The organism is Streptomyces sp. NPDC093225 (genome assembly GCF_044753805.1).
Classification (GTDB): domain Bacteria; phylum Actinomycetota; class Actinomycetes; order Streptomycetales; family Streptomycetaceae; genus Streptomyces.
Genome location: NZ_JBIVNX010000021.1, coordinates 31,082 through 53,390 on the forward strand (window position 1 = coordinate 31,082; position 22,309 = coordinate 53,390).

The 22,309-nt window shown below is 74.7% G+C and carries 19 protein-coding genes; 4 read left to right on the forward strand and 15 right to left on the reverse strand.

Annotation, left to right across the window (positions count from 1 at the left end):
- Window positions 1-12: 12 nt before the first annotated feature.
- The 12 genes from tpx to ACIQCH_RS20405 form a co-directional block, all read right to left on the reverse strand.
- On the reverse strand, window positions 13-513 hold the full coding sequence (gene tpx / locus ACIQCH_RS20350; RefSeq protein ID WP_402582682.1) for a thiol peroxidase: 501 nt from the start codon (window positions 511-513) through the stop codon (window positions 13-15).
- A gap of 142 nt (window positions 514-655) precedes the next feature.
- On the reverse strand, window positions 656-1,759 hold the full coding sequence (locus ACIQCH_RS20355; RefSeq protein WP_402582683.1) for an agmatine/peptidylarginine deiminase: 1,104 nt from the start codon (window positions 1,757-1,759) through the stop codon (window positions 656-658).
- A 12-nt stretch (window positions 1,760-1,771) separates the two neighbouring features.
- Window positions 1,772-2,602 carry an ABC transporter ATP-binding protein gene (locus tag ACIQCH_RS20360; protein WP_402582685.1) on the reverse strand — a complete coding sequence of 277 codons (831 nt, stop codon included), beginning with the start codon at window positions 2,600-2,602 and terminating at the stop codon, window positions 1,772-1,774.
- Window positions 2,595-3,656, reverse strand: coding sequence for an ABC transporter ATP-binding protein (locus ACIQCH_RS20365; protein WP_402582687.1), 1,062 nt, complete (start codon window positions 3,654-3,656; stop codon window positions 2,595-2,597). The genes ACIQCH_RS20360 and ACIQCH_RS20365 overlap by 8 nt, the downstream gene beginning before the upstream one ends.
- The gene (locus ACIQCH_RS20370; protein ID WP_402582689.1) at window positions 3,653-4,513 is read right to left on the reverse strand and encodes an ABC transporter permease; all 861 of its coding nucleotides are present in this window, start codon (window positions 4,511-4,513) and stop codon (window positions 3,653-3,655) included. The genes ACIQCH_RS20365 and ACIQCH_RS20370 overlap by 4 nt, the downstream gene beginning before the upstream one ends.
- Window positions 4,510-5,478: an ABC transporter permease gene (locus tag ACIQCH_RS20375; protein WP_402582691.1), complete on the reverse strand. Its 969-nt coding sequence runs from the start codon at window positions 5,476-5,478 to the stop codon at window positions 4,510-4,512. The genes ACIQCH_RS20370 and ACIQCH_RS20375 overlap by 4 nt, the downstream gene beginning before the upstream one ends.
- Complete coding sequence (locus tag ACIQCH_RS20380) at window positions 5,475-7,157, reverse strand: ABC transporter substrate-binding protein (protein ID WP_402582693.1); 1,683 nt, start codon at window positions 7,155-7,157, stop codon at window positions 5,475-5,477. The genes ACIQCH_RS20375 and ACIQCH_RS20380 overlap by 4 nt, the downstream gene beginning before the upstream one ends.
- Window positions 7,158-7,304: 147 nt before the next feature.
- On the reverse strand, window positions 7,305-8,318 hold the full coding sequence (locus tag ACIQCH_RS20385) for an agmatine/peptidylarginine deiminase (RefSeq protein ID WP_402582695.1): 1,014 nt from the start codon (window positions 8,316-8,318) through the stop codon (window positions 7,305-7,307).
- A 105-nt stretch (window positions 8,319-8,423) separates the two neighbouring features.
- Window positions 8,424-10,175, reverse strand: a complete 1,752-nt coding sequence (locus ACIQCH_RS20390; protein ID WP_402582697.1) for an urease subunit alpha — start codon at window positions 10,173-10,175, stop codon at window positions 8,424-8,426.
- Complete coding sequence (gene ureA, locus ACIQCH_RS20395; RefSeq protein WP_402582699.1) at window positions 10,172-10,891, reverse strand: urease subunit gamma; 720 nt, start codon at window positions 10,889-10,891, stop codon at window positions 10,172-10,174. The genes ACIQCH_RS20390 and ureA overlap by 4 nt, the downstream gene beginning before the upstream one ends.
- Before the next feature lie 333 nt (window positions 10,892-11,224).
- Window positions 11,225-11,806 carry a TetR/AcrR family transcriptional regulator gene (locus tag ACIQCH_RS20400; RefSeq protein ID WP_402582700.1) on the reverse strand — a complete coding sequence of 194 codons (582 nt, stop codon included), beginning with the start codon at window positions 11,804-11,806 and terminating at the stop codon, window positions 11,225-11,227.
- A 163-nt stretch (window positions 11,807-11,969) separates the two neighbouring features.
- The gene (locus ACIQCH_RS20405; protein WP_402582702.1) at window positions 11,970-13,697 is read right to left on the reverse strand and encodes a serine/threonine-protein kinase; all 1,728 of its coding nucleotides are present in this window, start codon (window positions 13,695-13,697) and stop codon (window positions 11,970-11,972) included.
- A 129-nt stretch (window positions 13,698-13,826) separates the two neighbouring features.
- Here ACIQCH_RS20405 and ACIQCH_RS20410 point away from each other — a divergent pair, with 129 nt between their 5' ends.
- Together ACIQCH_RS20410 and ACIQCH_RS20415 are read left to right on the forward strand one after the other, a co-directional pair.
- Window positions 13,827-14,525 carry a TetR/AcrR family transcriptional regulator gene (locus ACIQCH_RS20410; RefSeq protein WP_402582704.1) on the forward strand — a complete coding sequence of 233 codons (699 nt, stop codon included), beginning with the start codon at window positions 13,827-13,829 and terminating at the stop codon, window positions 14,523-14,525.
- Between the two features lie 201 nt (window positions 14,526-14,726).
- Window positions 14,727-15,890 (forward strand): agmatine/peptidylarginine deiminase, encoded by a 1,164-nt coding sequence (locus ACIQCH_RS20415; protein ID WP_402582706.1) that lies wholly within the window; start codon window positions 14,727-14,729, stop codon window positions 15,888-15,890.
- Window positions 15,891-15,909: 19 nt separating this feature from the next.
- On the opposite strand, the gene ACIQCH_RS20420 is transcribed toward ACIQCH_RS20415, so the two are convergent.
- Window positions 15,910-17,343 carry an amidase gene (locus ACIQCH_RS20420; protein ID WP_402582707.1) on the reverse strand — a complete coding sequence of 478 codons (1,434 nt, stop codon included), beginning with the start codon at window positions 17,341-17,343 and terminating at the stop codon, window positions 15,910-15,912.
- Window positions 17,344-17,880: 537 nt separating this feature from the next.
- On the opposite strand from ACIQCH_RS20420, the gene ACIQCH_RS20425 reads away from it, so the two are divergent.
- Window positions 17,881-18,393 carry a CAP domain-containing protein gene (locus ACIQCH_RS20425; RefSeq protein WP_402582709.1) on the forward strand — a complete coding sequence of 171 codons (513 nt, stop codon included), beginning with the start codon at window positions 17,881-17,883 and terminating at the stop codon, window positions 18,391-18,393.
- A 68-nt stretch (window positions 18,394-18,461) separates the two neighbouring features.
- Here ACIQCH_RS20425 and ACIQCH_RS20430 read toward each other — a convergent pair whose 3' ends face one another.
- Complete coding sequence (locus tag ACIQCH_RS20430) at window positions 18,462-20,936, reverse strand: CehA/McbA family metallohydrolase (protein ID WP_402582711.1); 2,475 nt, start codon at window positions 20,934-20,936, stop codon at window positions 18,462-18,464.
- Between the two features lie 194 nt (window positions 20,937-21,130).
- On the opposite strand from ACIQCH_RS20430, the gene ACIQCH_RS20435 reads away from it, so the two are divergent.
- Window positions 21,131-21,457, forward strand: a complete 327-nt coding sequence (locus tag ACIQCH_RS20435) for a hypothetical protein (RefSeq protein WP_402582713.1) — start codon at window positions 21,131-21,133, stop codon at window positions 21,455-21,457.
- A gap of 51 nt (window positions 21,458-21,508) precedes the next feature.
- Here the strand turns inward: ACIQCH_RS20435 and ACIQCH_RS20440 are convergent, their stop codons facing one another.
- Complete coding sequence (locus ACIQCH_RS20440; RefSeq protein WP_402582715.1) at window positions 21,509-22,303, reverse strand: SDR family NAD(P)-dependent oxidoreductase; 795 nt, start codon at window positions 22,301-22,303, stop codon at window positions 21,509-21,511.
- Between the last annotated feature and the right edge of the window lie 6 nt (window positions 22,304-22,309).

Sequence of the window (22,309 nt, forward strand, 5' to 3'; positions counted from 1 at the left end):
CGGGCCCGGGGCCTACTTCAGGACCGCGAGGGCGGCCTCGTAGTTCGGCTCCTCGGCGATCTCGCCGACCAGCTCGGAGTGCAGGACCTGGTCGTTCTCGTCGAGGACGACGACGGCGCGGGCGGTCAGACCGGCCAGCGGACCGTCGGCGATGGCCACGCCGTACGCCTCGTGGAACTCACGGCCGCGCAGCGTCGACAGGTTCTTCACGTCCTCCAGGCCCTCGGCGCCGCAGAAGCGGGCCTGGGCGAAGGGGAGGTCGGCGGAGATGCAGAGCACGACCGTGTTGTCGAGCTTGGCGGCGCTCTCGTTGAACGCGCGCACGGAAGCCGCGCAGGTGGGGGTGTCGACGCTCGGGAAGATGTTGAGCAGCTTGCGCTTGCCGGCGAAGTCCGCGAGCGCGGCGTCCGCCAGACCGGCGCCCACCAGCGCGAATGCGGGGGCCTGGGTGCCGGGGGCCGGGAGGGTGCCGTTGACCTGCACCGGGTTGCCCTTCAGCGTGACCTGAGCCATGTGATGTTTCCCCTTCGAACACAAATGCTGATATCGCCGCGATCTTAATGCGTTCGGGTGAAAGCGCGGCGTGACCGGCCGACCCGTGGACGGGATCGCTCCCGCCCGGGGCCGGCCGGCCGCCGACTACGGGGCCACGCGGCTACGCGACCGGCTGCTGCTGGGTGACGCAGTGGATGCCGCCGCCGCCCGTGCCGAGGCGGTCGATGTTCAGCTGCTCGACGGCGCGGTCGGGGTAGAGGCGGGCCAGGGTCGCGCGGGCCGCCGCGTCCGCGCGGGTGTCGCCGAACTGGGCGCTGATGACGGCGCCGTTGCACAGGTAGAAGTTGGCGTAGGAGGCCAGGAACTCGCGGTTGGTGGAGCGGATCTTGTTGTAGTCCGGGCCCTGGAGCTGCATCGCGTCCATCGGGCGGCCGGTGGCGGTCGTGGCGGCGGACAGGACGGCGTACTGCTGGCGGGCGTCGCGGGCGTAGGCGTCGGTGTCGGTGCTCAGGGGCATCTGGGTGAGGGACTCGCCGGGGGCGAGGAAGCGGGACGTGGCGTCGACGTGGTCGTCGGTGATGTCCTGGCCGCGGACGCCGTCGAACCAGATGACCTTGGAGGCGCCGTACGCGTCGCACATCGCGGTCTCCAGCTGGCGCTCCGTCATCCCGGGGTTGCGGTTGCGGTTCACCAGGCTGCTGCGGGTGGCCATCAGGGTGCCGGCGCCGTCCGGCTCGATGGCGCCGCCCTCGCCGACGAGGTCGGCGTACGTGAAGCGGACGCCCGCCCAGTCGGCGACGCGCTCGGCGACCAGGGCGTCGCGGGAGTGGGTCTGCTTGTTGCCCCAGCCGTTGAAGTTGAGTCCGACCGCGTCGAGGCCGCCGTAGCCGTCGGTGCGGAAGACGGGGCCGCTGTCGCGCATCCAGCAGTCGTCGACCGGGATGGAGCTGAGGACCGTGACGGCGGAGCCGCACAGCGAGCGGGCCTTGGCGGCGCTGCCGGAGTTGGCGCACATGACGACCGGCTCGTACGTGGCGATGGTACGGGCGATCAGGGCGATGTCCGCCTGGACGCCGCTCAGCTTGCTGCCCCAGATGGACGTGCTGTCGGGGAAGGCCATCCAGGTGCGGGTGTGGCGGACGTCCTCGACCGGGACCCGGAAGGAGCCCGCGGTGGTGCGGGCGTTCGCGGGGGCGGCCGTGGTGGCGAGGGCGGCGCCGGCGGCGGTGGCTCCGGCGGCGGCGAGGAAGGTTCGCCGGTTCATGCCTCGGGACATTCATGCCTCCTGTGTGGGGGTTGCCTGAGGGGACGGCAGCGCCTGGCGTGCGGCCGCGATCCGCTCCGGCTGCCAGCCGGGGCGGGGTACGGAGTCCAGGAGCAGCCGGGTGTAGGGGTGGCGCGGGGCGGCGAGCACCTCCGCGGTGGCGCCCGCCTCCACGACGCGGCCGCGGTGCATGACGAGGACCTCGTCGGTGACGCACCGGACCACGCCGAGGTCGTGGGTGATGAAGAGGTAGCCGACCGGGGTCTGTTCGCGGATGTCGGCGAGCAGGTTGAGGATCTGGGCCTGGACGGAGACGTCGAGGGCGGCGACCGCCTCGTCCAGGACGAGGACGGCCGGCTCCACGGCGAGGGCACGGGCGATGGCGACGCGCTGGCGCTGCCCGCCGGAGAGCTGCCGGGGCAGGGCCTCGGCCGCGCGGCCGCCGAGGCCGACCTGGTCGAGGAGCTCCCGGACGCGGGGCTCGGGGTCGCGGCCGGGGAAGTGCAGGCGCAGGGTCTCGCGCAGTGCGCGGCCGACGCTGGTGCGGGGGTCGAGGGAGAGGTAGGGGTCCTGGAAGACCATCTGCACCTCCCGGGCCCGGGCCAGCCGCCGGGCCCGGCCGCGCACCCGGGCGGGCCGGACGCGGCCGCGGACGCGCACCTCGCCCGCGTCGGCCCGCTCCAGGCCGACGACGATGCGGGCGGTGGTGGTCTTGCCGGATCCGGAGCCGCCCACGATGCCGAGGGAGCCGCCCTCGGGGAGGGTGAACGCGACGTCGTCCACGGCGCGTACGGTGCCGAAGGCGCGGGCCAGTCCGGTGACGTGGAGCAGGGGTTCAGGCATCGAGGACGGCTCCTCCTTCTCCGGCGGTTTCCCCCGCGGGCACGGCCCCGGGGGCGGCCGGGGGCCGTGCCCCGAGCCGGTCGCTGTGGTGACAGGCGGCGAGGTGCGCCGGGCGGTCGGGGTCCGGCAGGGCCTGCGGGGTCTCCTCGCGGCAGAGGTCGGTCGCCAGGGCGCAGCGGGCGGCGAAGGCGCAGCCCGTCGGCGCGGTGCGCGGGTCCGGGGGCTGTCCGGGGATGGCGGCGAGCCGGCCGCCCGGGGTGGTGAGCCGGGGCGTGGAGGCCAGCAGGGCGGCGGTGTACGGGTGCCGGGGGTGGGCGAAGAGGACGTCGGCGGGGCCGGTCTCGGCGATGCGTCCGGCGTACATGACGTAGACCCGGTCGCTGATCGCGGCGGCGAGGTCGAGGTCGTGGGTGACGAACAGCAGGCCGGTGCGGAAGGTCGCGCGCAGCCGGGCGAGGAGGGCGATCACCTCGGCCTGGGTGGTGACGTCGAGCGCGGTGGTGGGCTCGTCGGCGAGGAGCAGCGCGGGGTCTCCCATGAGCGCGGCGGCGATCACCACGCGCTGCAGCATGCCGCCGGACACCTGGTGGGGGTACTTGCGCAGGACGGAGCCGTCCAGGCCGACCTCGGTGAGGAGTTCGGTGGCGCGGGCGGCCGCGGTCTTCTCGTCCACGGTGCCGGCGGCGCGGACGGACTCGGTGACGAAGTCGCCGATGCGGCGCAGGGGGTTGAGGGCGGCCCGCGGGTCCTGGAAGACCATGGCGACGGTGCCGGTGCGCAGGGCGCGCAGCCGGGCGGGGGAGGCGCCGAAGACGTCCTCGCCCTCGATCCGTACGGTTCCCTCGGCGGTGGCGCCGGGCGGGAGCAGCCCGAGCGCGCTGCGCGAGGTCAGGGACTTTCCGGAGCCGGACTCCCCGACGAGGGCCACGGTCTCGCCCGGGCCGACGGTGAGGTCGACGCCGTCGAGGACGGGTCGGGCGGTGCCGGGCAGGGTGAGGCGCAGGCCGCGGACGTCGAGCGCGGGGGCCGGCGGGCCGGCGGTGGGCGGGGTCATCGGTCCCTCCTGGCGACGCGGTCGGCCCAGCGCTCGCCGACCACGTTGAACGCGACGACGGTGAGCACGACGAGGACGCACGGCAGGATCGCGGAGAGCGGGTAGCCGTGCTGGATGGCGGTCTGGCCGTCGAAGACCATGCGGCCCCAGTCGGGCGTGAGGGGCGGCACGCCGAGTCCGAGGAACGACAGGCCGGCCAGGTCCATCAGGGCGTAGCCGAAGTTGATAGTGGACTGGGCGAGGACGACGGGGGCGATGGCGGGCAGGACGTGGCGCAGGCAGATCTGGAGCGCCGAGTGGCCCTGGACCCGGTACGCGCTGACGTACGGGCGGGCGCGTTCGGCGAGGACGAGGGAGCGGGTGAGCCTGCTGACGTACGGCAGGTACGCCAGGCCCAGCGCTGCGACGGGGGCGAGCAGGCCCTCCCCGTACACGGAGACGACCAGGATCGCGAGCAGCATGCCGGGGAAGGCGAAGACGAGCTCGGTGGAGCGGGACAGGACGGAGTCGAGCCAGCCGCCGCGCCAGGCGGCGGCGGTGCCGACGGCGACCCCCGCGAGGGTGGAGGTCACGACGACGCCGAGCGGCCCGAGCAGGGAGGTGCGGGCGCCGAGGAGCAGCCGGGAGAGGGTGTCGCGGCCGGCGGCGTCGGCGCCGAGCGGGTGGTCGGCGGAGGGCCCGGCGAGGGCGGCCCCGAGGTCGACGGCGTTGGGGTCGTGGGGGGTGAGCCAGGGGGCGAGCAGGGCGGCGAGCACGAGGAGCGCGACGAAACCCAGGCAGGCGAGGTGGAGCGGGGAGCCGCCGGAGGCGGCGCGGAGCCGGGCGAGGCCCGGGCGGCGGGTGAGGACGGCGGTCATGCGGCGGCTCCCCTCGTACCGAGGGTGATGCGCGGGTCGACCAGGGGCAGGGCGAGGTCGACGAGCAGGTTCACGGCCATGAACAGGGTCACGATGATGAGGGAGATGGCCTGCACGGTCGGGAAGTCCTTGGTGGTGGTGGCCAGTTCGAGGAGCTGTCCGATGCCGCCGATGCTGAACGCCGTCTCGACGAGGATCGTGCAGACCAGGAGGGTGGAGACGATCAGGCCGCCGGTGGTGAGCACGGTCCCCAGGGAGTTGCGCAGCACGTGGCGGCGGATGACCAGGCGCTCGGGGACGCCCCGGCTGCGCGCCACGGTGACGTGGTCGCTGTCGAGGGCTTCGAGCATGGCGGTGCGGGTGACGCGGGCGAGCATGCCGATCAGGTAGAGCGCCAGCGCGGTCGCGGGCAGGGTCAGGTGCCACACCGTGTCGAGGAACCCCTCGCCGGCGCCGCTGCTGGGGAACCAGCCGAGGCGTACGGCGAAGAGGCCCTGGAGCAGGACGGCGGCGACGAAGGACGGGGTGCCGACGGCGAGGGTGGTGGCCAGCAGGACGCCGGTGTCGGTGGCCCCGCCCCGGACGGCGGCGATCCGGCCGAGGAACAGGCCGACGGTGACGACCACGAGGAGCGCCATGGCGATCAGGAGCAGGGTGGTGGGCAGCCGGTCGGCGAGCAGCCGGGAGACCTCGGTGCGGTAGGTGAGGGAGCGGCCGAAGTCGCCCCGGAGCACGTCGCCGAGCCAGTGGAGGTAGCGCTCGGCGAAGGGGTCGTCCAGGTGGTAGCGGGCGTTGACGGCGGCGAGCGCCTCGGGCGAGGCGGAGCGGCCGGAGAGCAGGAAGCTCGCGGGGCTGCCGGGGGCCAGGTACATCGCGCCGAAGACGACGAACGAGGCGACGAGGAGGGTGGCCGCCATCTCGGCGGCGCGCCGGGCGGCGAACCTCAGGAAGTCGACGGCGGTCACGGGGCCGCTCCCGCACCGGTGGTGGCGCCGATGTCGGCGGCCCACGGGTAGTACATGTACGCGATGGTGGTGGGGGCGCCGGTGATGCGCTTGTTGAGGAAGAGGGCGGTGGGCCACTCGGCTACCGGGATCCAGGGCAGTCGTTCGGCGGCGTGCCGCTGGAGTTCGGTCTCGATGCGCAGGCGGCGGTCCCGGTCGTAGGTGGCGGTGGCGCGTTCCACGAGTGCGTCGTACTGCTTGTCGCTGTAGCCGGCGAAGTTGAGGTAGGAGCCGGTCCGGAAGTTGACGAGCAGGTCGAGCGGGTCGGTGATCGAGTCGTAGTAGGTGAGCGGGAAGGCGTCGATGCCCTCGCGGGCGCCGGGGTCGGTGAACAGCGCGGTGAAGGCGTTGGGGGCGACCGACTTGAGCGTGACGTTCAGCCCGATGGCGGTGCCGGCGGCCTGGACGGCGGTGGCGAGGAGGGAGACGTCCTGGCCGATGGAGCTGGTGGCGATGGTGAGGGTCCGGCCGGTGGCGCCGGCCTGCGCGACGAGTGCCTTGGCCTTCTCGATGTCGCGGGTGGCGGGGGGCAGCCCGGCGAAGGCGCCCTTGCGCACCTCGGGGGAGGCGCCCGCCCAGGCGGCGCGGGTGGTCAGGGAGTTGGTGGCGGTGCCGGCGCCGCCGAGCGCGGCGCGGACGAAGCCGGTCCGGTCCAGGGCCAGGGAGAGCGCGCGGCGGACGCGTACGTCGCCGAGCGGGCCGTTCATGTTGGTGATGCCGAGGTTGACCGTGCTGAGGCCCTCGCCGAAGTAGAGGGTGCCGACGCCGCTGTCCTTGAGGCGTCCGTAGCTCTCGGTCGGGATGAGGTAGCCGCCGTCGACCTCGCCGCTGAGCATGGCGTTGGTGCGGGCGGACGGGTCGGTGAGGAAGCGGAAGACGACCTTGCCGGCCTTGGCGCGGGTCCCCCAGTAGCCGTCGAACCGGCGCAGTTCGAGGGACTGGCCCTTCTGCCAGGCGCCGAGGGTGAAGGGGCCGGTGCAGGCGAGGCCGCCGGAGGTCCCGTAGTCGGCGCCGGCGGCGGTGACCCCGGCCCTGGAGGCGACGACGCCGGCGGCGGTCGCCATGTACTGGGGGAACTGGGAGTCGGGCTTTTTCAGCTTGACGGTGACCTGGAGGGGGCCGGTCTTGCGGATCGAGGCGACGTTCTGGAAGTTCTGCGCCCAGGCGGCGGCGTTCTTCGGGTCGGTCTGGCGGCCGAGGCTGAAGACGACGTCGTCGGCGGTCATGGTGCGGCCGTCGTGGAAGCGCACGCCGCGCCTCAGGTCGTACACCCAGGTCGTGGGGTCGGGGTTGGTCGCCTTCTGCGCGAGCCCGGGTTCCGGGGTGAGCCCGGGCGTCCAGCGCATCAGGCTCTCGCAGACGTTGGACAGGATGGTGTTCTGCGGGTAGTCGAAGGCCATCGTGTAGTCGAGCGTGGGCGGTTCCGCGTACACGGCCCAGGTGAAGGAGTCGATGTCCCCCTTGGGCCTGGGAGTGCCGGCCGAGAGCGCGAACGACGCGCCTGCGCCGTCGGCCCCGCCGCGCGGCGGTCCGGCGCAGGCGGCGAGTACGGAGAGGGCGGCGACCGAGGCGAGGGCCGCGAGGGCGGTCCTCGCGGGGCGGCGTCCCGGGACGCGGGGCGGGGGCGGTGCGGGGCTCATCGTCGCGCTCTCTTTCGGTGCGGGCGGGGATGCGGGGTGACGCGGCGGGGGGGGTGACGCGGCGGGGGGGTGACGCGGCGGGGGGGGGTGGGGGCAGGGGTGGGGGCCGGGGCGCCGGGCGCGCCCCGGTGGGGTGTGCCCCCTGGGTCATGCGCCGGGGCGGGCCACCGGGACCTGCTGGGTGATGCAGTGGACGCCGCCGCCCCCGTACGCGATGACCGGGGCCGGTACGCCGACGACCTTGCGGTCCGGGTACGCGGTGGCGATCACCTCCATGGCGGCCAGGTCCTGCGGTACGCCGGCGACCGGGACGACGACCCCGCCGTTGGCGACGTAGTAGTTGAGGTACGAGACCTCGACGCGGGTGCCGCCGGCCTCGGCGTACGCGGTCTGGGGGACGTCGACGATCTCCAGGGAGCGGCCCCGGGCGTCGGTCGAGGCCTCCAGCACGGCGCGGTTGGCGCGCATCCGGACGTAGTCCGGGTGCTGGGGGTCGTCGGGCAGGGAGAGCACGACGCGGCCGGGCGCGGCGAAGGCGCAGACGCCGTCGACGTGGCCGTCGGTCTCGGTGTCGAGCAGTCCGCCGTACGGCAGCCAGATCACCTTGTCGACGCCGAGCCGCGCCTTGAGCTCGGCCTCGATCTGCGCCCGGTTCAGGCCGGGGTTGCGGTTGGGGTGCAGGAGGCACTGCTCGGTGGTGATGAGGGTGCCCTCGCCGTCGACGGTGATCGCCCCGCCCTCCAGGATCATGTCGGAGGCGATGCGCTCGACGTCGAGGTGCTCCAGGAGCAGCGCGCTGATCCGGTCGTCGGAGTCGTACGGGTGGTGCTTGCGGCCCCAGGCGTTGAACCGGAAGTCGACGCCGGCCCGGCGCCCGTCGCCGTCCAGGACGAACAGCGGTGCCGAGTCGCGGAACCAGGAGTCGTCCAGGGGCAGTTCCACGACGGTCACCTCGTCGCCGCAGTGGGCGCGGGCGTCGTCGGCGTGGCCGGGCGGGGCGACCATCGTGACGGGCTCGAAGCGGGCGACGGCGCGGGCCACCTCGGCGTACTCCGCCTTCACGGCGTCGAGGACGTCGCCCCACAGGTCCGTGCGGGTGGGCCAGGCCATCAGGCAGCCCTCGTGCTCGGACCATTCGGCGGGCATGCGGAATCCGGTCATCGGGGGTCTCTTTTCGGTCGTTGGGAGGGATCGTGGCCCTAACTGAATTTTCAGTCAAGTCTTTGGGCGGGGAGAACGCCCGTGAAAGGAGGGACCAGCGGGGTGTCAGAGGAAGTACAGGCGGCTCAGCGCGACGCTGTCCGCAGGCTCCGAGCGCAGCGGCGCCCCGTCGAGCGTGACGAGGCCCGAGCGGCCGTCGACCTGCACGTCACCGGTCCGCGAGTTGTGCAGCAGGTCCTTCGGGCCGATGCCGCGGGTGCCGCGGACGGCGACCCGGCGACGGCGGGTCGCGAGGGCGTCGTACGGGCGGCCCGCCGAGCCGGCCGCGACCGCGGCCGCGCTCACGAAGGCCACGGAGAGGTCTGCGGGCGCGGCGCCGTGGGCGCCGAACAGGGGCCCGAGGACGAGGGGTTCGCAGGTGTCGGTGGCGGCGTTGGGGTCGCCGGTGACGCCGTAGGCGGGGAAGCCGTTCTTGACGACCATCTGCGGCTTGGCGCCGAAGAAGGCCGGCCGCCACAGGACGATGTCCGCCATCTTCCCGACCTCGATGGAGCCGATCTCGTGGGCCAGGCCGTGGGCGATGGCCGGGTTGATGGTGAGCTTGGCGACGTAGCGCAGCACGCGGGCGTTGTCGTCGCCCTCGCCGTCGCCGTCCATCGGGCCGAGCTCGGCCTTCATCTTCGCGGCCATGGCGAACGTACGGCGGACGGTCTCCCCCGCCCGGCCCATGCCCTGCGCGTCGGAGGACGTGATGCCGATCGCGCCCAGGTCGTGCAGGACGTCCTCGGCGCCCATGGTCCCGGCCCGGATCCGGTCGCGGGCCATCGCCGCGTCGCCCGGCAGGTCGGGTTTCAGCGCGTGGACGGAGACGATCATCCCGTAGTGCTCGGCGACCGCGTCACGGCCGAAGGGCAGGGTGGGGTTGGTCGAGGAGCCGATGACGTTCGGGACGCCCGCCATCTTCAGCACGTTGGGGACGTGACCCCCGCCGCAACCCTCGATGTGGAAGGCGTGGATGGTCCGGCCCTCCAGGACCCGCAGGGTGTCCTCCACCGACAGGCACTCGTTCAGGCCGTCGCTGTGCAGGGCCACTTGGACGTCGTGCTCCTCGGCCACGCGCAGGGCGGTGTCCAGGGCGCGGGTGTGGGCGCCCATGTCCTCGTGGACCTTGAAGCCGGAGGCGCCGCCCTCGGCGAGGGCCTCCACCAGCGGCGCGGCGTCCGAGGACGAACCACGGGCCAGGAAACCGATGTTGACCGGCCAGGCGTCGAAGGCGCCGAAGGCGTGCTTGAGCGCCCACGGGGAGTTGACCCCGACGCCCCAGCTCGGACCGACCTCCTGCCCGATGACCGTGGTGACACCGCTCGCCAGGGACGCCTCCATGATGCGCGGGGACAGCAGGTGCACGTGGGTGTCGACCGCGCCTGCGGTGGCGATCAGGCCCTCCCCCGGGATCATCGTGGTGCCCGTCCCGACGACCACGTCGACGCCGTCGAGGGTGTCGGGGTTGCCGGCCCGGCCGATCGCGTGGATGCGGCCCTCGCGGATGCCGACCGACACCTTGCGGATGCCGAGGACGGCGTCGATCACCAGCACGTTGGTGATCACGACGTCGCAGGTCTCGCGGACCGCGGCCGCCTTCAGGTGCATGCCGTCCCGCGCGGTCTTGCCGAAGCCCGCCAGGAACTCGTCACCGGGCTGCTGGGCGTCGGACTCGACGCGGACGACCAGTCCCGAGTCGCCCAGCCGGACCCGGTCGCCGGCGCGCGGACCGTGCACGGAGGCGTACTCGTACGGGTCGATGTGACGACTGCTGCCGGGGGCGCAGTGGTCGGAGTGCCGGGTCGGCCTGCTCATGCCCGCCCCCCGTCCGGCGCGCCGGGGTGCTCCGCCGCGCCCAGGTAACCGCAGGCGGCGGCCCTGCGCAGGGCTTCCTCCCGCACGCCGGGGGCGTCCAGCGGTCCGTCGACCAGGCCCGCGAAGCCCAGGGCGACGCGGGCGCCGCCGAGGGGGACGAGGCCCACCGCGGCCGTGCTCCCCGGGTCGAACCGGGTCGACGCGCCGGCCGGGGCGGCGAGCCGCATCCCGTACGCGGCGCAGCGGTCGAAGTCGAGGCGCGGGTTGGCCTCGAAGAAGTGGAAGTGCGAGGTGACGCTGATCGGCACGGACGCCGTGTTGCGCACCCGGAGCGTCACGACCGCCTCGGGTACGGCGGGGGCGTCCGGGCCGGGCAGGACGGCGCCGGGCGCGCCGTCGTCGCGCCCCTCCCGGGCCCCGAACGGCTCGGCGACGGCGGCGAGCCGGCTGCCGTCGTCGAAGACGGCCTCGACCTGGATCTCGGTGACCACGTCCACGACGCCCGGCAGGACGTCGTCCGGCCCGAGGACCGAGCGCCCCCGCTCGATCGCCTCGGCCAGGCGCAGCCCGTCGCGGGCGGCCTCGCAGACGGTGTCCGCGACGAGCGCGGTCGCCTCGGGGACGTTGAGCCGGAGGCCGCGCGCGCGGCGGGCCCGGGCGAGTTCGGCGGCGGTGAACAGCAGCAGGCGGTCCCGCTCGGTGGGGGTCAGCGGCATGCCGGCCTCGGGCGGATGACGTGCATGGCGTGCATGGGGTGTCCTTCCTCCCCGTACGGAAAGGGTGGGGAGAGAGCGAGGGAGGGCCGGGATCCGGACGGCCCGGAGGCGGGACCTTCCGGCCTTCGCGCGTCCGGCCTTCGGGCAGCCGGCTCGGCGCGGGGCCTCGGAGGCGGGTGGGCCTCGATGGCGGGCGTGGAGCCCGGCGGTGGCCTCACTGTGGCACTGACTGAATTTTCAGTCAAGACTGGGGAGACGAGAAAGCGCCCTCCCAGGGGGAAGGGCGCCGGTGGCCGGCGGGGCGGCCTGATCGCCGTCCGCGGCGGCCGGGGCTCAGCGCTGCCGCAGCCGGGCCAGCTCCACCTCGACGGCCTCCGCCATGAGGGTGCGCGCGTGATCGAGGGCGAGGCCGCCGCTGAGCCAGCGCATGCTCAGGCCCTCGAGCAGGGCCGTGAGGCGTTCGGCCGCCGCGGCGAGCGTGGCCGCCGGCGCGAGCGGCTGCACCTGGCCCAGCAGGGCGGCCACCTCCTGGACCCACACCAGGGTGGCCCGGGCCAGGTCCTCGCGCAGGACGGGGTCGAAGACGGCGCTGGCCCGCAGCTCGCCCCAGGCCGTGCTGTTCTCCCGCACCTCGGGGTCGTCCTGGAGTTCCAGGAGCAGGACCTGGTCGAGCTCCTCGCGGGGGCTCAACGGCTCCGCGTCCGGGTCCTGGGCCGTGGTGTACCGCTCGGCGCGGTCGTTGATGAACTCCAGCGTGCTGCGCAGGACTCCGGTGCGGTCCTTGAAGTGGTAGTAGATCAGGCCGGTGGACACCCCGGCCTCCTCCGCCAACTCCTCCACGCGCAGGCCGCGGACCCCGCGCCGGGCGATCACCCGGGCGGCCGCTTCCAGGATCTGAGTACTGCGAGACGCCATGTCACGAACCCTATCCGGACCGCGGGGAAGCGCCGTCACGCCGTCCGCTCCCCGGAATCCGCCCGACACGCCCGTACGCCCGTACGCCGACGCGTCCGGCACGCCCGCCCGGTACGGCCCGAACGCCCGGCACGCCCGGCACGCCCGCGGCTGCCGTGCGCGGTCAGCCGTTCCGCCGGTACTGGCTCAGGGCGACCGTGACGCGGCCGCCGGGGTCCGCCTCGACCAGCCGCGCCACGACCAGTCGGCCGTCGGCGCCGCGCACGCAGAACGGCCGCTCGTCGGCGAGCTGGTCGTACGGCAGGCTCGCCACCGGCTCCGCGTCGAGCCCGCTCTCGCAGTCGGCGGGGCCGAGCGCGTACCCCGACGCCACGAACGCGTCGGCGTCCTCCGGCACCACGAACCCGTCCTCGACCCGCGCGAGGTACCACTCGGCTGTGTCGGCGGGCACCACCTTCCCGGTGTCCAGGTCGAACTCGTAGCCGTCGTCGGGGGCGGTGAGTTCGACGTCCGCGTACCCCGCCGCGTACGTGACGCCCGGCCCGCCGTCGTCCCCGCCGGGTACGTCGAACCAGTACACCGCCCCGGCCACCGCCCCGAGCGCGACGAGGACGCCGACGACCCGCGCCGTGCGGGCCGTACGGCCGCGCCGCACCCCGCGCGGGGACCGGCGCCCGGCGGCCCCGGGGCGCCCGCCGCGGTCCCGCCCGCCCGGTGCGCCCGGCCCGGCGGCCCCCGCGGCACCGGCGACGGCACCGTGGACCGCGTCCGGGACGGCTCGGGCGGCCGGAACGGCCTGGGTGGGCTGCGCGTGCGGGAACGCCGCCCCGAACTCCGCGTCGAGCAGGGTGGGGGCGGGGAGCCCGGCCCCGTCGAAGCCGGGCGCGTCGAAGCCGGGCGCGGGGAACCCGGAGCCGGAGGGCGCGGAACCGTGGGCACCAGGACCGGAGGGCACCGAACCGGCGGCCGCAGGGGCCGCGGCGCGGCGCGTGACCTCCCGGCCGACCGCCCCGGGCAGCCACCCGTCGCCGAACTCCGCCGAGGGGCCCACGGCCGGGTGCGCGCGCACCGCGGCGATCAGTTCGGCCGGGGTGGGCCGCAGCCCGGGGTCCTTGGCCAGGCACCGCACGAGCAGCCCGTGGAGCTCCGCCGGGACGCGGGAGAGGTCGGCGGGCTCGTGCACCACGCGGTACAGGGCGGCCGACTCGGGTCCCGCGCCGAAGGGCAGCCCGCCGCCGGCGACGTACGCCGCGAGCGCGCCGAGCGCGAAGACGTCGGTGGCGGGCGTGACGGCCCGCCCGAGCGCCTGCTCCGGCGCCATGTACGCTGCCGTGCCGATCCGCAGGCCGGTGCCGGTGAGCCCGGTGTCGTCGGCCGCCCGCGCGATGCCGAAGTCGATGACGCGGGGGCCGTCCTCGGCGACGAGCACGTTGGCGGGCTTGAGGTCGCGGTGCACCACGCCCGCCCCGTGCACCGCCTGGAGGGCCTCCGCGATCCCGGCGACCAGGAGCAGCACCGAGCGGGCGGGCAGCGGGCCGTACCGCTCGACCAGCTGCTGCAGGGACGGGCCGGGCACGTACGCCGTCGCGAGCCACGGGAGCGGGGCGTCCACGCCGGCGTCCACCACCTGCGCGGTGAACAGGCCGTGGATGCGGCGCGCGCTGGCGACCTCCTGGGCGAACCGGCGGCGGAACCCGGGGTCGGCGGCGAAGTCCTCCCGGACCACCTTCAGGGCGATGGGCCGTCCGCCGGGGGTGTGGGCGAGGTACACGAGGCCCATGCCGCCGGCGCCGATCCGGGCGTGCAGCCGGTAGCCGCCGATCTCGCGGGGGTCGTCGGCGGACAGCGGCGAGTGGACCGGCTGGGCCCCGGACTGCTGGGTGGAGGGCATGGGTGGCTCTTTCGGCGGTGCGGGCGGCGGAGGGCCGGGGCGCGGGACGCGCCCCGGCGATCGCGCCTGTTGACTAAAGTTTCAGTCAACAACGGACCCGGTGCAGGGGGCCGTGCGAAGGAGCACAGGGTGAAGGACCGCAAGACGACGATCCTGGAGGCCGCGGCCCGGGTGATCGCCCGCCGCGGGGTGCGCGGGCTGCGCATCGAGGAGCTGGCCACCGAGGCCGGGGTGTCCAAGGCGCTCGTGTACTACCACTTCGGCGACCGCGCCCGCCTGCTGCGGCACACCCTGAGGTTCATCGGCGACCGGGCGCGGCGGTACGCCCACCACCCGGCGCCCGGACCGGGGGACGGACCGGGCGGGCCGGGGGACGGAGCGGACGGACCGGGCGGGCCGGGGCACTGGCGGCGGGAGCTGGAACACCGGCTGCTGCTGGACCTCCGGGACGCCCCCGAGGCCCGCGACAACAGCACCGCCTGGGGCGAGCTGCGGGCCGGCGCGATCTTCGAGCCCGAGCTGCGGGAGGAACTGGCCCGGGCCAGTCTGGAATGGGTGCGGGAGACCACGGACCTGCTCGGACGGGTCGCGCCGACGGCTCCGGACGCCGCCCTGGCGGCCGCGGCCGAGCGGCTCGGCGTCCTCCTGGAGGGCCTGACCACGCGGTGGCTGATCGGGATCCTGCCGGTGTCCCACGCCCGCGACCTGGTGCGCGACGCGATCGGGGCCGAGGTGGCGGGCCTGCACCTGAGGACCCGCGACGCGGTCGGCGCGGCGGTGCCCGGCGCCCGGGGCGCCGGCACACCGACCCGGAGGGAGTTTGACTGAAAATTCAGTCAGTGTCAGAGTGGACGCACGGCCACCCCACCCACGCACCGGCGCAGCCGCCCCGACGGCCGCCCCCGCGTGGGGCCCCGGCCCGTGACATCCGCCGCCCCGCGCGCCCGGCGACCCACCCCGCCGCCGCGCGCCCCCGGGATCCGCCCGCCGCGGCCGGATAGTCTCGCCAGCCCACGATCGGAGCACAGCGTGTCCCACCTCCCCCTCTCCCGCCGCACCGCCCTGCGGGCCTTCGCCGCCCTCGGCGGCGCGCTCGGGCTCGGCGCCGCGGCCTGCAGTCCCGAGGAGTCCGCCGGCGCCGGCCGCAACACCGCCCCCGGGCGCACGCCGTCCGAGGAGGCCGAGCGCCGCTTCGGTGCCGAGTGGGAGAGCCACACGCGCACGTTCATGTCGTGGCCGGCCCTCGCCTCGGTGTGGGGGGAGGACCTGCCGTACGTCCGGGAGGACATCGCCCGCATCGCCCGCGCGGTCGGCGAGTACGAGGCGGTCGTGATGCTGGCCCGCCCCGACCAGCTCGCCGCGGCCCAGCGGGCCTGCGGCTCGCAGGTCGAGGTCGTTCCGATGGCCGTCGACGACCTGTGGGCCCGCGACATCGTCCCCGTCTTCGTCGAGGACGCCGGGAAGGTCACCGGGATCGACTTCAACTTCAACGGCTGGGGCAACAAGCAGGAGCACGCCAACGACGCCCAGGTGGGTCGCAAGCTGCTCGCCCGGTACGGCATCCCCCGCGAGGTGGCCCCGCTCGTCGCCGAGGGCGGCTCCTTCGAGACCGACGGGCAGGGCACCCTCCTGATCACCGAGAGCTCGATCGTCAACGCCAACCGCAACCCCGGGAAGAGCCGGGACCAGATCGAGGACGAGCTCGTCGAGACCCTGGGCGTGGAGAAGGTGGTGTGGCTGGCGGGCGTCCGCGGCGAGGACATCACCGACGCGCACGTGGACAGCCTCGTACGCTTCACCGCCCCCGGCGTCGTCCTCCTCGACCAGGCGCACCCGAGCACTCCCCCGGACTCCTGGTCCCGCTCGGCCGACCAGGCCCGCGCGGTGCTGAGCAAGGCGACCGACGCGCGGGGCCGGCGCTTCGAGATCGTCGACCTGCCCCAGCCGGACCTCGACCGGATCACCGGCGAGGGCGACGACTTCGTCTCCACCTACGCGAACTTCTACGTGGCCAACGACTCCGTCTTCATGCCCAAGTTCGGCGACCGGAAGGCGGACGCGCGGGCCAAGGCGATCCTCCAGGAGCACTTCCCGAAACGGGACGTCGTCCAGGTGCAGATCGACACCATCGCCTCCGGTGGCGGCGGCATCCACTGCTCCACCCACGACCAGCCGGGCAAGCCGGCCGCCTGACGCCGGTCGGGAGTCCCCTTCAGGCGTCCTGGATGCGGCGGAAGGGGCGGTCAGCCTCCAACTGGAACGCCACCTCCAGCAGCTTCCGCTCCCCGCCCGGGCGGCCGGAGAACATCACGCCGACGGGGAGGCCGTCGGCCGTCGCGTGCGCCGCGGGCACCGAGATCGACGGCGTGCCGACGACGTTGTTGACCGGCGTGAACGCCACGTACGCGAGGATCCGCTCGATCAGGGCCCGGTAGGGAACGGTCGGGCTGAGGTGGCCGATCGGCGGCGTGGTGTGGGCGAGCACGGGTGAGAGCACGAGGTCGAGTCCGCGGAACGACGCCGCGTACGCCTCCCGCGTGCGCTTCAGCCGCCGCAGCACCCCGGGGGTCCGCCGCCAGTCGTCGAGGTACGTCTGGCGCAGGCCCCGGCTGAGGGCGTCCATGCGGCTCCGGTCGAAGTCCGCGCCGAGGGTGCGGCCCGTGACGCCGAGGAGGAAGGAGAGCAGGCCCCAGTAGGTGAGGAAGTCGTCCGTGAAACGGGGGTCGACGGCCAGTTCCACCGGTTCCACGGTGTGGCCGAGCCGCTCCAGCGTCGCCGCGGTCCCGGTGACCGCCTCCCGGGTGGCGGTGTCGGAGCGGACGCCGTTGGGCGAGTCCACCAGGAACCCGATGCGCAGCCGCTGCCCGGTGGGGCCCTCGGCCAGGCCGACCGGCGGCAGCTTGGGGTTGCGCCAGTACGTCTCAGCGGCGGCGAGGAAGGCTGCGGAGTCCCGGACGGAGCGGCTGACGATGCCGTCGGAGACGATGTCGAGCGGGAGTTGGCGGCTCTGGGCGTTGGGCACGACCCTGCCGCGGGTGGGCTTGAGGCCGACGAGTCCGCAGCAGGCCGCCGGTATCCGGATCGAGCCGCCGCCGTCGTTGGCGTGCGCGAGGGGTACGGCGCCCGCGGCGACGAGCGCCGCGCTGCCGCCGGAGGAGCCGCCCGCCGAGTGGCCGGTGTGCCACGGGTTGCGGACCGGCTCGGCGCCCTCGTACTCGGTGCTCGGGCTGAACCCGAACTCGGGCAGCCGGGTCTTGCCGAGGACGGTGACCCCGGTGCTCAGGAACTGCCGGGCGAAGGGTGCGTGCCGGCGGGCGGCCCGCGGGGTGAAGGCCGCGCTGCCGTGGCCCGTGGGCAGTCCGCGGTAGTCGGTGTTGTCCTTCACGAACGTCGGCACGCCGGCGAAGGCGCCGCCTCCGCCGGCCCGGTGCGCGGGGAGTCCGGTCGGCTCCGGGTCGTGGGCGTACACCTGGACCGCGCGGAGCCGCGACTCGACCTCCCGCACCCGTGCGGCGGCGTCCCGGGCGGCCTCGGCGGCGCCGACCTCGCCCCGCCGGATCGCCGCGGCGAGACCGACGGCGTCGTGCTCCCCCAGGGCGTCGTCGCGGAAGGCGTGCACCGTGGTCCGTTCGTCGAAAGTCGTCACCGCTACCTCAGCCCCCGGCCGTGTGGATGGTCGCCGCCATCATTACGTACCGCCGAGTAACACGCGAGGGGTCGGAGGCTCCCCCGGCACCTTCCACCCCCCGCACGCGCCTCACGTTCCGTCACCGCCGGTTCCGGCATGCGTGATCTTGCTACCGATCGGACCGTGACATGGATCACGGACGGTGACGGGATAACGGAAGGGTTACGGGCGCCGGGCCCGCGTCGACATGTCCGGACATGTGCGACGGGAATCGAAATACCCCTCTCCGACGGAATGCCCATCTCGACGCTCGAGACGCCGAGCAGCAAATTCCCTGCTCAGATGGATTTTTGATTCTTCATCAGATATCTCACTCACGACACGACCGGGTCCACCTGCACGACCGCCCGCCCATTTCAAGCCCGGTGCAGCCGAGTTGACGCGCGCCCAAGCGGAGCGACTTGCCATGCCCTCGCCAGCTTTCTAAGAATGGCGGCCCGCTCGGCGCCGGAGACCCCGGCGCCGCCGGCTTCGCGACACCGAATGAGGTCACGCATGCAGAAGCACCGCAAGAAGACGCACTACCGCAAGGCGGCCATCGCGGTCGCCACCCTGGGCCTCGTGGGCATACCCACGGCCGCCATGGCGTCCCAGGAGACCCCGCAGGACGTCACCGCGGCGACGTCCTCGACCAGCCCGACGGCCAAGGTCGTGGCGCTGGTCAACAAGGAGCGCGCCAAGGTCGGCTGCCGCGCGCTGAAGGTCAACGCGAAGCTGACCAAGGCCGCCCAGAACCACAGCCGGGACCAGGCCGTCCACCACCGGATGTCGCACACCGGCTCCGACGGCTCCAACCCCGGCCAGCGCATCACCCGCGCCGGCTACCGCTGGCGCGCCTACGGCGAGAACGTCGCCTACGGCTACAGCACGCCCGCCAAGGTCATGAACGCCTGGATGCACAGCCCCGGCCACAAGGCGAACATCCTCAACTGCTCCTTCAAGGAGATCGGCGTCGGCGTCTCCGGGGCCAGCCACTACTGGACCCAGGACTTCGCGACGGCCCGCTGAGTCCCCGCGGCCGGCGTGGTGCCCGCACCACGCCGGCCGCACCCACCGCGCGCGTGTCCCCCCGCCGGCTAGCCGGCGCTGACGGCGGACACGTGCGCGGTGCCGTCCCGCAGGGCCGTGATGCGGACCTGGCCCGCGGGGAAGCCGTCCCGCCCGTTCGGGCCGGGGACCTGTGCGAACGGCGTCCAGGAGCCGTCCGCCCGCCGGACGTCGTGCCAGACCCGCCCGTCGAGCCCGACCGCCACGACCTGGGCGGAACCGTCGGGCATCCCGGCGATGCCGACGGCACTGGCGCCCATGGTGGGCGTGGTGACCCCGCGCGGCGCCCGGAAACCGGTCCACGAACCGTCGGGGCGGCGCACCTGGTGGTACACCATGCCGTCGAGCCCGATCGCCAGGACCTGGGACGAACCGTCGGGCATCCCGGTGATCGCCAGCGCGGGACCGGAGAACGTCGCGGCCCCGTTCGCGCCGCCCATCCGCCCCCACCCGCTCCACGAGCCGTCCCGGCCGCGCACGCAGTGGTACATGAGCCCGTCCGTGCCGTAACTGAGCAACTGGGCGGACCCGTCGGGCATCGCCGCGATCGCCACCTTCGTCGCACCCCACCGGCTCGACGCCGTGGCGCCGGGCGCCGCCCGGAAGCCCGTCAGCCCGCCGTCGGCCCGGCGCAGCTGGTGGTACGCGGTGCCGTCCATCGCCGTGGCCACGATCTGGCAGGTGCCGTCGGGGAAGGCCGCCACGTCCGCCTCGCGGACCGTGAACGCCTCCTTGCCGTCCGGCCCCGCGACCCGCTGCCAGGGCTGCAGCACGCTCGCGCCCCGCACGGCCGTCAGCCACAGGCTGTTGTCCGGCGCGATGCCGAGCAGCACCACCGAGCCGTCGGCCTGGCCGGCAGCCGCCGTCTGCACCCCGGAGAACGCGGACGCGCCGGCGGCCCCCGGCAGCGGCCGCATGCTGCTCCACGACCCGTCGGGCCGCCGCTCGGTGTGGAACAGGGTGCGCCGTTCGACGTCGTACGGCGGCAGCTGGGGGGAGTAGAACCAGATCGGGTTGGTGATCGCCACCAGCTGGTCCAGCGTGGTGGAAGCGGGCTTCAGGCGGCGCACCTCGGCGCGGGCGAACAGGGAGGCCTTGCCCCAGCCCCGCCAGCGCAGCTGGCCCCGGCCGCTGCCGTCGATCCACGTGGCGGCCATGATGCCCCACTCGGTGTAGAGCGTGGCGACGGTGTCCGGGGCGCCCCGGACGTCGAGCACGACGTCCACGCCGTCGAAGAAGCCGAGCGGCAGTTCCTGGCCCGGCCCGGCGACCCCGCCGCCGCCCCGGGCGGTGAAGTCCAGGGTGACGGCCGAGGACTCGACGGCGTACGAGCGCCCCGTGCGCAGGGCGTCCAGGACGGCGGGGGTGGACAGGCTGCTGGCGTACACCACGTTGTGCGGGCGGCCGACGGCGTCCGAGGGGCTGTGAGCGTCGCTGTTGCCGACGGCGGCGACGCGCTTGCCGACGCAGAGCATGGCGTGCCAGGCGGCGATGTTGGCCGCGTCGTCCAGCGTCCAGGGCCCGTTCCACACCTCCAGCGCGTCGACGCGGTCGAGGCCAAACTCCCAGAACGAGCCCGCGGCCGGGGTGAGCGGGTGGGCGGCGATCGCCAGCCCGCCGAGACTGTGGACGCGCCGGACGTGGCCGTCGAACGCCCCGGCGTCGCGGGGGCCGTAGTGCCAGTCCACCCACTCGCCCTGCGGGATCCCCACGGCCAGCCAGTGGCCGTGCCGGGTGGTGACCTCCTCGGCGTTGATGACCAGCAGGTCGCCCGGGACGTTGCCGCTCCACGACACGCCCGTCGAGCTGGTGTTGTGGTCGGAGGTGGCGAGGAAGTGCAGGCCCTCCTGCCGGGCCGCCGCGACGATCTCGTCCACCGTGCGCTGCCCGTCGGAGTGCACGCTGTGCAGGTGCAGGTCGCCCCGGTACCAGCCCGGGCCGCGCCCGGGCAGCGCGGTCGGCAGGACGTCGTACGGGGCCCGGGTCAGCGGCTCGCCGTGGTGGAGGGTGACGGTGACCGTCCAGGCCATGCCGCCGGCGCCGCTGACCATCGGCCCCAGCGCGACGGACCAGCCGCCCGGCTCGACGGGCCCGGGCACGTACCCCGGGGTGGCGTCCGCCCCGGAGAGGGTGAACTCGGACCGGGCGCTGCCGGACCAGCCGCGGAATCCGGACGGCCCGAAGATGCCGGTGTCCAGGATGCCGGCGGCCGCCTCGCACGAGGAGGCGACCGTGATCCGCTGGACGCCCGGGGGGACGTCGAAGGGGACGGACGCCCACTGGTCGATCCCGTAGGGCGAGCGGCCCTGGTAGGTGGTGGTCACCGTGCCGGTGCCCTGGCCGCTCGTCACGGCGCGGGCGATCGGTGCGGGGACCAGGGCGGCCGCGCCGCCCGCGGCCAGTAGCCCGCTCATGCGGAGCAGGGCGCGGCGGTCGACGCCGGAGCCGGCGCGCGGGCCGCCGGGGTCGGCGGACAGGGGGGTCGGGGGGTGGTCGCTCGGCACAGCCGGACTCTCCGTTCACGTGGCGTGTTATGGGAGGCGTACGGGTGCGGGGCGGGCAGGCGACGTGACATCCGCCCCAAGTCGTTCGAACGAACAGTAGGGCAGCCGTCGTGGGGGGACAATGGCGCGACAATGCGGCGGCCGCCGCCGAGCCGGGGCCGGTACCGGAGCCGTCGGGGGTTACCGTGGCAGGCATGAGTGCCGACCCCGTAGCCGTGCCGGCCGCCTGTCCGGAATGCAACCGCCTGCGCCAGACCGTCCGTCAGCCCGCACCGACCCCGGACGCCGCGCCCAGGCCGGGCGCGCCGTCCCACCCCCTCACGCGGCTGGCGCGCCACCTGGCCAACCGTCACCTCGACCTCGTCCCGGGGTGGGTGGAGGGATGTGCCCGCTGCGACGAGCTCAGCACGACCCTGCGCGAGGCGGCCGACCGGGGGCTGCTCGGTGCCGGGGCGGCCCAGGCCGGTGCGGAGCACCGGGCGCTGCACCTGCTCACCGGCCCGGCGGGCACCGTCCGCTGACCCGCCGTCACGGTCGGGCGGTACGCCGCTCCCGCGCGGGCGTCACACCGCTCAGCGCCGGGACCGCTGCGCGTCGACGATCTGGCGGACGAGGCCGTCGACGCCGCCCGACCGGGCCTGGACCCGCTCCGCGAACCGGGGGAACTGGCCGGCCACCGCACTGAGCAGCCGCAGTTCCAGCGGTGCCACGTTGACCTCGCACAGGTCGCGCCGGACGGCCCGGACGACGGCCTCGGCGACCTGGCCGGGGGCGACGGTCCGGATGCCGTTCGGGGTCGCCGCGCCGGTGTCGGCGAACATCCCTGCGTCGCGGACGAAGCCCGGCTGGACGAGGGACACCCCCACCCCGGTGCCCGCGAGGTCCTGGCGCAGGGCGAGGGCGAACCCGCGCAGCCCGAACTTGGTCGCGTTGTACAGGGACGTGGACCTGCTCGCCGCCTTGCCGGAGATCGAGCCGACCAGCACGACGTGGCCCCGGCCGCGCGCCACCATGTGCGGGAGGAGCAGCCGGGTCAGCAGGACGGGGGCGCGCAGGTTGACGTCGAGGGCGCGGTCGAGCTGGTCCTCGGTGTAGTCGAGGAGGTCGCCGCTGGCCGGCAGGGCGGCGTTCGCGACCAGGACGTCCGTGTCGGCGCAGGTCTCGGCGAGGCGGGCGACGTCGGTGCGTACGGCGAGGTCGGCGACCACCGCCCGGGCGCCGTGGGCGTCGGCGGCGGCCTTCAGCGCGTCCGCGCGCCGGCCGGTGACCGTGAGGCGCGCCCCGTGCGAGGCCAGGCCGGCGGCCAGGGCCCCGCCGATGCCTCCGGTGGCCCCGGTGAGCAGAACGTTCGATCCGGATACGTCCATGGCGAT

What these genes read in the sequence shown, in the direction of transcription:
- tpx (WP_402582682.1), bottom strand. Translation starts at nt 513, where the DNA reads ATGGCTCAGGTCACGCTGAAGGGCAACCCGGTGCAGGTCAACGGCACC.
- ACIQCH_RS20355 (WP_402582683.1), bottom strand. Translation starts at nt 1,759, where the DNA reads ATGAACCGGCGAACCTTCCTCGCCGCCGCCGGAGCCACCGCCGCCGGC.
- ACIQCH_RS20360 (WP_402582685.1), bottom strand. Translation starts at nt 2,602, where the DNA reads ATGCCTGAACCCCTGCTCCACGTCACCGGACTGGCCCGCGCCTTCGGC.
- ACIQCH_RS20365 (WP_402582687.1), bottom strand. Translation starts at nt 3,656, where the DNA reads ATGACCCCGCCCACCGCCGGCCCGCCGGCCCCCGCGCTCGACGTCCGC.
- ACIQCH_RS20370 (WP_402582689.1), bottom strand. Translation starts at nt 4,513, where the DNA reads ATGACCGCCGTCCTCACCCGCCGCCCGGGCCTCGCCCGGCTCCGCGCC.
- ACIQCH_RS20380 (WP_402582693.1), bottom strand. Translation starts at nt 7,157, where the DNA reads ATGAGCCCCGCACCGCCCCCGCCCCGCGTCCCGGGACGCCGCCCCGCG.
- ACIQCH_RS20385 (WP_402582695.1), bottom strand. Translation starts at nt 8,318, where the DNA reads ATGACCGGATTCCGCATGCCCGCCGAATGGTCCGAGCACGAGGGCTGC.
- ACIQCH_RS20390 (WP_402582697.1), bottom strand. Translation starts at nt 10,175, where the DNA reads ATGAGCAGGCCGACCCGGCACTCCGACCACTGCGCCCCCGGCAGCAGT.
- ureA (WP_402582699.1), bottom strand. Translation starts at nt 10,891, where the DNA reads ATGCCGCTGACCCCCACCGAGCGGGACCGCCTGCTGCTGTTCACCGCC.
- ACIQCH_RS20400 (WP_402582700.1), bottom strand. Translation starts at nt 11,806, where the DNA reads ATGGCGTCTCGCAGTACTCAGATCCTGGAAGCGGCCGCCCGGGTGATC.
- ACIQCH_RS20405 (WP_402582702.1), bottom strand. Translation starts at nt 13,697, where the DNA reads ATGCCCTCCACCCAGCAGTCCGGGGCCCAGCCGGTCCACTCGCCGCTG.
- ACIQCH_RS20425 (WP_402582709.1), top strand. Translation starts at nt 17,881, where the DNA reads ATGCAGAAGCACCGCAAGAAGACGCACTACCGCAAGGCGGCCATCGCG.
- ACIQCH_RS20435 (WP_402582713.1), top strand. Translation starts at nt 21,131, where the DNA reads ATGAGTGCCGACCCCGTAGCCGTGCCGGCCGCCTGTCCGGAATGCAAC.
- ACIQCH_RS20440 (WP_402582715.1), bottom strand. Translation starts at nt 22,303, where the DNA reads ATGGACGTATCCGGATCGAACGTTCTGCTCACCGGGGCCACCGGAGGC.